Here is a 9,137-nt window from a genome sequence, read left to right on the forward strand (position 1 = left end):
CTCCTTTTGGTACTTGGTTCCATGTGCTCAAAGCACATTATGGACGGGTTTACTGGGTGCCATGCACCCCTAGCTATTTTGCTCCTTGACCGACTTAAAGGGCTTGTACTGCCGGCCAGTCTCCTCGAAAAAGCCAAAGTTGGTGGAAAACTCAATCCACAGCAAACGGATGGGTTGGATCACGTGGCCCAGGGTGGTAATGACGATGATCGCCAGGATCAGGATCAGACCGATAAAAAATCCCAGCACACCACCAATAAAGCCAAAACGCTCCGCCAGGCCAAAGCCCACCTGGTTGGCCAGGCTGGCCAACACACCCCCTGCCACCCCCACCGCGTACAAACGGATATAGCTTAGAATCTGCCCACCCTTACCGGGTAGCTCAGCAATCATCAGCACTTCACGCGAGAGGGCCACGCCTACCAGGAAGAGGATGATGCCCACCACAAAGACGATGTTCAGGATGGCGATGTTGGCCTGGGTAAGGAAGTTGTAGGCGAAGGCCACCAGACCCACCAGACCCGAGAAATAGCCGAAGCCTTCCCAGAAGTGCTTCATGTGGCCGTGCTTGAGCCCCAGGCGCATACGCAAGAAGAAAGCGTACAGAACCTGAAAAACCCCAAACATAATGGCAAAGACCATCAGGCCATTGGCGGTTTGGGCGAAATCCAGGCGGTTGATGACCATGGGGATCAGGCCATAGTACTTTTCGGGATCGTAGCCAGGGCCAGTCGGATAGAAGACCCGCCAGCCGTCCTTCAGGCCAAACATGCCAGGAAGGCGCAGCTTCTCCAGGAAGGTTCCGAAGAACTCCCCGTACAGCACCCCCCAGAAGATGGCCCAGCCCGCCATCCATTTTCCAATGATGGAGAGCTTACCCAGCACATCAGGGCCGAAAGCCGCCCCAAGAAAATCGATGCGCAGGGTCTCGCCGCGCCGGGCTTTACCAGCCATCCAGAGGGCAGCCAGCAAGAACAGTAGGCCTATGCCGATATCCCCAACCACGATGCCGAAAAACAGCGGGAAGAAGATGGCGATCATCAGGGTGGGGTCGTGCCCGCCGTAGGCGGGGGTATTAAGGAAGCCATGCAAAAGCTCAAATGGCCTGGCCCAGGCTGGGTTTTCCAGGGTTACGGGAACCTGATGTCCCTCGTGGTGCTCGTCTACGGGTTCAAAAGTATAGACAATCTGCTCGCGCAGACGGCCCAGGGCTTCCTCCACCTTACCCTTGGATTTTTGGGGAACCCAGCCCATAAGGGCAACCCCGTACTTGCCCGCTGCCATATCGGCAGAGGTCTTGTAGCGGGCCACCTCGTCCTTGGCTCGAGCCCACAAAAGCAGCAGGGCTTCTTTGGACTCCCTCGAGAGCCGGGTGATCTCTTCGCGGATACCCAATAGCTCTTCGGGGGCCAGCTTGGCCCGTTCTTTCATGCGGGCTGCGGCCTTGGTGATGGACAGGGTACCGTAGTTGCCGGGAAGGCGCAGTTCGGCCAGACCCAAGCGGGAAAGGCTCGAGCGGGCCTGCTCGAGTTCGCCACGCCTGACCACCACTACCGCAGCCACCTGGTTTTCCAGGGGCTCGGCCTCGAGTATGAAACGGTCGCCCAGGGCATCCTGCAGGGCCTTACGCACCGGCTCGAGTTCTTCCGGCTTGGCCAGCAAAAACGGGATCACCCCCAGCCGGGGGCTCTCGTCCAGCCCCTGCACCAGCGCAGCCAGCTTTTCGACAGCTTTACCGAACAGCTCGATGGTCTGGATTTCTTCTTCCAGCACCGCCCGCTCTTTGCCCAGCACCTCGGCCCGACGAGCCACCGGACGAAGGGTGGCCTCGGCCTCCTCGAGCGACCCCGCAAACTGCTTGCCACCCGCCAGTGGGGTCAGACCGGCCACCGCCAGCGACTGCTCGGCCTGCGAGACCACAGCTTCCCAACGCTTAAGTTCGGCTTCTTCGGTTGGGGACAAGCGGTACTCGCCCAGCTCATCGGGGCGCAAGGGGTCAATGTGCACCACTCCGGCTTTTTGCAGCTCAGCCAAAAGCTCCCGGGCCAGCCGCTTGGGGCCAGCCACAATCAGCTTCTCCATGGGAGCGATCAAGGCAGTACCTCCTTAAGCACCGCCTGAACCGCCTCGGCCACCTTCGCAGTTGCCGCTTCGCTAATGGCCCTGGCCTCCGCTTCGGCCCTGGCCCTGGCTTCGCTTTCAATCCTGGCCACCGCTTCGGCGGTACGGGTTCGAAACTGCGCTTCCAAGTCCTGTGCGGCCTGCTCAGCTTCCGCCATAATCTGGGCGGCCTTAAGCTCGGCCTCCTGGACTTTGGCTGCCGCGGCCCGCTTGGCCTCCTCAAGCTGCTTAGCCAGGGCTTGTTCACGCTCCGCTAGGCTTTTTATGAGTCCTGATCCAGCCACGTTCCCTCCTTTCTTGCCACCATCGTTTTAGGTCTGTACAGCGGGAAAGTGAGCAAGTGAAAACTTGCTCAAAAATGAACCCCAAGAATCATAGCGATTCCTTGGGACTCGTGTCAACGCGAGATAGCATACAATAGCCAGTTTGAACAAAGCATCGTATAAAAACATTCATTAAGGTGCCCCCTGAAGTCCTAGAACCTCACAGGCAATGGCAAAGCATGGCCAAGTTTCCACATCATCCAAAACAATTACGATTTGCAGGAGCTTGGGAGTACGAGACAGCCGTATGGTTGCAGAGCCGTCGTATCCCGCTGTATGGCACCCGCAGCTAGAAGCGGTAGACTCATACCGGGTTTGGGTAGATCTTCTATCGTTAAAGACATCTGCCCCACAGAAAGGAGTTTGCTGAGCTTTACAAAGATGTTGCAGGCCATCTTATTGTGAAGCCGGTACCACGAAATGAATATTCGAGTTAATGCCAGAGGTGCAGCCCGGCTGATGGCCCGTCATCCCTGGGTTTATCGCAGCGATGTGGTGGGGGGACCCAAAGAGCCCGGCCTATACCCTGTTCAAGCAGGCGCAGGGGTGTTGGCCTTGGCCCTGTATAACCCCACTTCCGAAATCACCGTGCGGGCTTTTAGCTTCGATAAAGCCGAGCGGCCCCAGGAGGTCTTGCTGGACAACCTCCGCAAAGCCCTGAGACAACGCAAAAAAGCCATAACGGAAGAACCCCAGGGGGCCTTCCGGCTGGCACACGCCGAGGGCGACCTGCTCCCGGCCCTGGTGCTCGACTATTACGCCGGCCACGGGGTCTTACAGGTAGGCTCGGCGGCCTTAGAGCCGCTTACTGAGGCTTTGGTGGAAGTTATTCGAAGCGAGGTTGCCCTGCAAAGTTTGTTGGCCAAGAACAACCATAAATCCCGTAGCCTCGAGGGCCTTCCCTTAGAGGTCAAGCCCCTGCTGGGTCAGGTGCCCGACGCGGTGATGGTGCGGGAGGGCGCCATTCTGTACCGGGTCGACCTTAAAGAGGGCCAGAAAACCGGGGCTTTCATTGACCAGCGCGACAACCGCATTCGGTTACAAAGCTACAGAGGAAAAACCGCCCTGGACGTCTTTAGTTACCACGGCTCCTTTGCCTTGCATCTGGCCCAGGGCTTTGAGCAGGTTGTGGCAGTGGACAGCTCGGCTGTCGCGCTGCAAAGGGCCCAGCAGAATGCCCAGGCCAACCGCCTGTCCAACATCACCTTCAAAGAGGCCAATGCTTTTGAGTTTTTGCGCGAGGAAGAGCGGCGCAGAGCCCATTACGACCTGATTGTGCTCGACCCCCCGGCCTTTGCCAAAAGCAGGCGCGACCTCGAGCGGGCCTATGCTGCTTACAAAGAAGTTAACCTGCGGGCCATGAAGCTGCTGCCCCGCGGCGGAATTCTGGCCACCGCCTCGTGCAGCCATCACCTCAGCGAAGCCATGTTTTATCAGATGCTCGCCGAGGCCGCCAGCGATGCCCACCGCACCGTACGGGTGGTGGAAAAGCGCGGCCAGGGCTGGGACCATCCGGTCTTGCTCAATGTGCCCGAGACGCATTATTTGAAGTTTGCCCTTCTAGAAATCGTATAAAGCGGTCTTCCGGGGTGATCCACTTCTCGTTTTTTGCAGCGGCAAAAATGGCGAAGACCACCATCCTAAAGCAGCACAAGAACCCCCTGCATAGCAAGGGGAGGCACAACTCTCCATAATCATTGAGCCCCATGCCAAGTTTGATTGCTCGCTCTACACAGCACAGTGGCCTCCCGGATGGGAGGCCACCTCTGCGAAGCGTGCGATAAAAGGTGCTTGCTTGGTTCGGTTTGCTGAGGCCCCACCTGAAGCACTGCCGAGAGCTGCGCTTACACCCAGTCGGTTTTGGCCTGCACCGAACAGAAAGCCTCAGGTGGGGTTCGCCACTACCTGGCCCGCATCAGGTCGAGCCGTACCTGTTGCGTGCGTCCGGCCTCGATGCGGATATCCTGGAAAACCACCCGGTAGCCAGGGGCCAGGGCCACTATCTGAACACTGCCGCCCTCTAGCTCGTCAAGGCGCAGGAAGCCGCTGCGGGTCTGGCCCACCTCGCGCCCATCCAGGAAGATGCGGGCTTCTACGTTGGTAAAGACCTCGAGCGCCCCCCGCAGGGCTTGCAAGGTGGCGTTCAGCGGCACGGTCTGGCCGCTGCCTACATTTACCGTTGCGCGGAAGTTCTGATAACCGCTCAGGCGCAGTTCGACCTCGTAGCGGCCTGGTTGCACGGTCAGGTTAAGCGGCGTGTTGCCCACCACCCGGCCACCCAGCAGCACCTGCACCCCCGGGGGGTTGGAGTTGATTTGCAGCAGACCATTCTGCACCACTGCAATCAGGTTGGCATTGATGACGGTAGTCTCGCCAGGTCGAATCTGGGCCGAGGTGCGGAAGGACTGGTAACCCCCCAGGCGCAGCTCCACATCCACACGGCCCGGGCGCAGAACCAGGCTAAGGGGGGTGCTGCCCACCAACCGGCCTTCTAGCAAAACCTGAGCTCCTGACGGGCTCGAGTTGATGCTAAGAGTTCCGGTACCAGGTTGTACGGGTTGTACGGGCTGTACAGGGGTAACCGCGGCCCGCCCCACTATAAAGAAAGCCACGTTGGAAACCCAGTCCTGTTGGGGCAGCGGCGTGACCACAATCGAGAGGGCTCGAGCCAGGTTATCTGCGCCCTGCACGTTCACCCGACCCGTCTGGATGTCGGCAATCTGGGCCAGCGACAAGGGCTGGCGGCTGGCGATGGCCAGCACCCGATCCTGTCCTTCGGGGCCGGCGACCTCGAGGTTGTAGCGGGCACCCACGGCGGGTGGATAGGTGCGGGTCTCACCTGAGCGCAACAGGTTGTTCTGGTCGAAGGCGTTGGGCAAGATCAGGCCAATCTCGCCCGTCGACTTGACGCTGAAGATGTACACGTAAGCGTTCTGGTTGACCTGCACCGAAACCTGGATGCGCTCCCCAATCTGGTAGACAGGATTGCCGGTTTTGCCGGGGTCTTTGTTGACCCAGACCCGCACCTGTAGGTCGGTGGGCACCGGGTTGACGATGATGCCCTGAGGGCTGAGTTCGGGCGCAGCAAGAGCAGAGCCTGCCAGCAAGAGTCCAATGGTCGTTGAGAAGATTCGCTTCATGTGTGGCCTCCTCCACCCCCAGCGTAGGATACAGGTTCTGGCAGTAGTGAGAAGCCATTCAGCCAACGTTAACCTTGGCGTTTAGCCAATCTTTATCGCGGCCTGCCCTCCTGTTGCCGCTGTGGTCAGCAGCTATAGATTGTCACCGGGCAGCAGGGGGTTGTCTTGTTGGCTGCGCCTATCGAGCCAGGCGCATCAGGAGCATGGCATAGCCCTGCTTACCTTTTTCAAAGCTGGAGAGCCTGAAGAACTCGTTGGGCGAGTGAATAAGCTCATCCTCGAGGCCAAAGCCAAAGCTCACCGGGTCGTGGCCCAGAAGTTGCTTAAGGGTACTTAGAATGGGCACCGAGCCACCAAACATGGTCTCCACCGGCGGTACCCCATAAAGCTCGGTAAGCACTTTCCTGGCGACCTCGGCCACCGGGTGATCGGCCCGCATGCGGAAGGCCGGGGCACCCGACTCCTTGACCCGTACTTGCAGGCGCACCCCTTTGGGCAGGCGCTCTTCTAAGTGCGCCCGCACCAGGGCCACAATTTTCTCCGGATCCTGCTGGGGCACCAGGCGGCAGGTAATTTTGGCGTGGGCGGTGGAAGGAATCACGGTCATGCCCCCCGGCCCCATATAGCCGCCCCACATCCCATTGACCTCGAGCGTAGGCCGCCCGGTGATGCGTTCCCAGGCGGTATAACCCGCTTCACCATAAAACTCGGGCACCCCGAGCTTCTGTTTCATCTCCTCTTCGTTCCAGGGGATGCGCTTGTACCACTCCCGCAGTTCGGCGCTCAGGGGCTCCACATCGTCGTAAAAGCCCTTTACCGCCACGCTGCCATCGGGGTGGTGCAGCGAGGCGATCAGCTCGGCCATGGCATGCAGGGGGTTTTGCACCTGGCCGCCCCAGGAACCGGAGTGCAGGTCGTGGCTGGGGCCAATCAGGTCGAACTCGAGACCGCAAATGCCCCGCGCACCCAGGCTTAAAAGCGGCGTGGTCTCGGAAAGCTGGCCGCTGTCGCCGTTAATTATCATGTCGCAGCGCAGCCGCGCTCGGTTCTGCTCGATAAAAGTCGGCAGGCTGGGGCTGCTGATCTCTTCTTCCCCCTCAATCAGAGCCTTGACGTTGAGACCCAGGTTTCCGGTGGCAATAAGGGCTTCCGTTGCCAGCAGGAAGGCCATCACCTGGCCCTTCATGTCCGAAGCCCCACGGGCCACAATACGCCCATCCACCACGGTGGGTTCGAAGGGCGGGGAGTTCCAGCGCTCGGGGTTGTCGGCGGGCTGTACGTCGTAGTGGCCGTAGAAAAGCACGGTGGGCCGGTTGGGGTAGGGGCAGTATTCAGCCAGCACCACCGGGTGTCCGGCGGTGGGCAGCACCTCGGCAGTAAAGCCCGCCTTGCGGAAGCGCTCGGCCAGCCAGTCCGCCGCCCGGCGCACGTCGGCCTGATGGTCGGGCTGGGCCGAGATGCTGGGAATGGCGAGAAAGTCGCGGAAGTGTTCTAGATGGGCGGACTGGTGTTGCTGCAAGTAGTCTTTCCAGCTCATAGCTGAGATTCTACCGCCCAACACCGCAAATAGGGTTGGATCACCCGCCCTTAGGCCAGGTAAGGGCTTTCATCGGCAGGGCCTGTATAGCCACACGTTCCCATGCGCGGCGAGTTGACCACGGGCAAAAACATGTAATCGTCACCGTCGTGGCGCTGCTCCACATGCTCCTGGGCATGCAGGTCGCAGAAGAAGGGATTGTCCATCTCGTAGGCGCACTCGGTGTCTATCTGGGTGGCCGGTTGGCCGCACACCGTACACCGCCACTCCGGAGGTTCGTTACGGGCCAGCAGGCGCAGGTCTTTCTTCAGGTAGGCATTGCGCTCGCCCAGCACCCTAAGCCGAAGCTCGGTGGTTGAGCCATAGTCGTACTCGTAATCAAAGCTCGAGCCCACCTGCACCACCTTGTCCAGCGCGACCCTCATGGATTTTGAGTCGTCCAGTCCCCAGCTGCGGTCAATAACCGCTTCATAAATCACACCGTCAATTTTGAACAGGCTCAGGTGGCCGCAGCACTCGAGCCAGATATCGCGCAAGAAATCGTCCAGCACCCGCAAAGAAGCACTGGCTTTAATCTCGATATCCATCCAGAAGGGCGAGGGCTTATAAGCGTCTTCAATCCGAAGGTGCAGCAAGCGAACCGGCTTTCCTTTGCTTGAAGCCGGCTGCTGTTCCACACACCGGGCAAGGTGTTTGGTCATGCCGGCCTTGGTGCCACGGTAAGCACAAAGCTTACATACCCCGTAAGAAGCTTTGGCTCGAGCCATAGCAAAATTATACCCCCTGACCACCCCTAAAGCGGGCCCTGATTCACTCGTTGGTGCGGGCCATCACTTCTTCCAGGGTGGTCAGGCCCGCGAAAGCCTTCTGGATGCCGTCCTCGCGCAGGGTTTTCATGCCACCCTTGCGGGCGATTTCTTTGATCTGGGTGGCCGACTGGCCTTCCACAATGGCCCGCCGAATCTCGTCATCCAGCACCATGAGTTCGTGGATGGCCGCACGGCCCTTATAACCTGTACCGTTGCACTTATCGCAACCTGTCCCTTTGTAAAGGGTCTTGCCGCGCAGGTCCTCTTTGGACAAACCCAGGCGGCGCAGTACGCTGGGGTCAGGCTCGACCTGAATCTTGCAATGCTCACAGATCTTGCGCACCAGGCGCTGGGCCAGCACCCCTACCAGGGCCGCCGAGATGTTAAAAAGCTCTACCCCCATCTCGTCCAGACGGGTTACGGCCCCCGCTGAGTCGTTGGTGTGCAGCGTGGCAATGACCAGGTGACCGGTAAGGGCTGCCTCCGTGGCAATTTTGGCAGTTTCGGAGTCGCGGATCTCACCCACCATGATAATGTCGGGGTCCTGGCGCAAGAAGCTCCGCAGGGCCTTGGCAAAGGTCAGGCCCGCGACCGGGTTAACCTGGGTCTGGTTGATGCCAGGAATTTCGTACTCCACCGGGTCTTCGATGGTGGTGGTGTTTTTGTCGGGGGTGGCAATGCGCTTCAGAACACTGAAGGTGGTAAAGGACTTGCCCGAGCCCGTGGGCCCGGTAATTAGGAAGATGCCATAAGGCTTCGAGATGACGTCCTCGAAGCGCTGGAAAACATCGGGAGCAAAACCCAGTTGCTCGATTTCGGGAATGTCGGCGGCCTTGCGCAAGAGGCGCATCACGATTTTTTCGCCATATACGGTAGGCAGGGTAGAAAGGCGCAGGTCCAGGTCAATTGAGCGGTCGCGGTAACGCACCCGCCCGTCCTGGGGCAGCCGCCGTTCGGCAATGTCCAGGTTAGACATAATCTTGACCCTCGAGGCAACTGCTGGCCCGGCCCCCTTGGGCAAGCGCATGTATTCCCGCAGGCTGCCGTCAATTCGGATGCGCACCAGGATGTCGGACTGGCGTGGCTCGATATGGATATCTGAAGCCTCCTGCAAAAAAGCCTCGCGGATGATGCTGTTAACTCAAAACTTGCAGTTATGCGCCCTGGGGATTCCTTATGCACCGGGACCACTTGAAAGGGGCTGCTG

The 9,137-nt window shown here is 59.5% G+C and carries 6 protein-coding genes and 1 pseudogene; 1 reads left to right on the forward strand and 6 read right to left on the reverse strand.

From position 1 onward, the window contains the following. Positions 1 to 69: 69 nt before the first annotated feature. Complete coding sequence (locus ABWU19_RS07795) at positions 70 to 2,082, reverse strand: V-type ATP synthase subunit I (protein ID WP_435901147.1); 2,013 nt, start codon at positions 2,080 to 2,082, stop codon at positions 70 to 72. An 8-nt stretch (positions 2,083 to 2,090) separates the two neighbouring features. Beyond that, positions 2,091 to 2,405, reverse strand: a complete 315-nt coding sequence (locus tag ABWU19_RS07800; protein WP_435901142.1) for a V-type ATPase subunit subunit G family protein — start codon at positions 2,403 to 2,405, stop codon at positions 2,091 to 2,093. 459 nt (positions 2,406 to 2,864) lie between these two features. On the opposite strand from ABWU19_RS07800, the gene ABWU19_RS07805 reads away from it, so the two are divergent. Beyond that, on the forward strand, positions 2,865 to 4,019 hold the full coding sequence (locus tag ABWU19_RS07805; RefSeq protein ID WP_435901143.1) for a class I SAM-dependent rRNA methyltransferase: 1,155 nt from the start codon (positions 2,865 to 2,867) through the stop codon (positions 4,017 to 4,019). A 326-nt stretch (positions 4,020 to 4,345) separates the two neighbouring features. Here ABWU19_RS07805 and ABWU19_RS07810 read toward each other — a convergent pair whose 3' ends face one another. From ABWU19_RS07810 to ABWU19_RS07825, 4 genes and pseudogenes are all read right to left on the reverse strand, one after another. After that, positions 4,346 to 5,584 (reverse strand): PEGA domain-containing protein, encoded by a 1,239-nt coding sequence (locus tag ABWU19_RS07810; RefSeq protein ID WP_435901144.1) that lies wholly within the window; start codon positions 5,582 to 5,584, stop codon positions 4,346 to 4,348. Between the two features lie 178 nt (positions 5,585 to 5,762). Further along, the gene (locus tag ABWU19_RS07815; protein WP_435901145.1) at positions 5,763 to 7,121 is read right to left on the reverse strand and encodes a dipeptidase; all 1,359 of its coding nucleotides are present in this window, start codon (positions 7,119 to 7,121) and stop codon (positions 5,763 to 5,765) included. A gap of 50 nt (positions 7,122 to 7,171) precedes the next feature. Continuing rightward, complete coding sequence (locus ABWU19_RS07820; RefSeq protein WP_435901146.1) at positions 7,172 to 7,822, reverse strand: IS1096 element passenger TnpR family protein; 651 nt, start codon at positions 7,820 to 7,822, stop codon at positions 7,172 to 7,174. A 109-nt stretch (positions 7,823 to 7,931) separates the two neighbouring features. Continuing rightward, positions 7,932 to 9,071: pseudogene (locus ABWU19_RS07825) on the reverse strand (GspE/PulE family protein); the annotation flags it as partial. Positions 9,072 to 9,137 lie beyond the last annotated feature (66 nt).

Origin of the sequence: Meiothermus cerbereus (assembly GCF_051297115.1) — a bacterium.
Classification (GTDB): Bacteria; Deinococcota; Deinococci; order Deinococcales; family Thermaceae; genus Meiothermus; species Meiothermus cerbereus_A.

Bases quoted from the DNA above. Each gene is read 5' to 3' on its own strand.
- ABWU19_RS07795 (WP_435901147.1), bottom strand. From the start codon at position 2,082: ATGGAGAAGCTGATTGTGGCTGGCCCCAAGCGGCTGGCCCGGGAGCTT.
- ABWU19_RS07805 (WP_435901143.1), top strand. From the start codon at position 2,865: ATGAATATTCGAGTTAATGCCAGAGGTGCAGCCCGGCTGATGGCCCGT.
- ABWU19_RS07820 (WP_435901146.1), bottom strand. From the start codon at position 7,822: ATGACCAAACACCTTGCCCGGTGTGTGGAACAGCAGCCGGCTTCAAGC.
- ABWU19_RS07810 (WP_435901144.1), bottom strand. From the start codon at position 5,584: ATGAAGCGAATCTTCTCAACGACCATTGGACTCTTGCTGGCAGGCTCT.
- ABWU19_RS07815 (WP_435901145.1), bottom strand. From the start codon at position 7,121: ATGAGCTGGAAAGACTACTTGCAGCAACACCAGTCCGCCCATCTAGAA.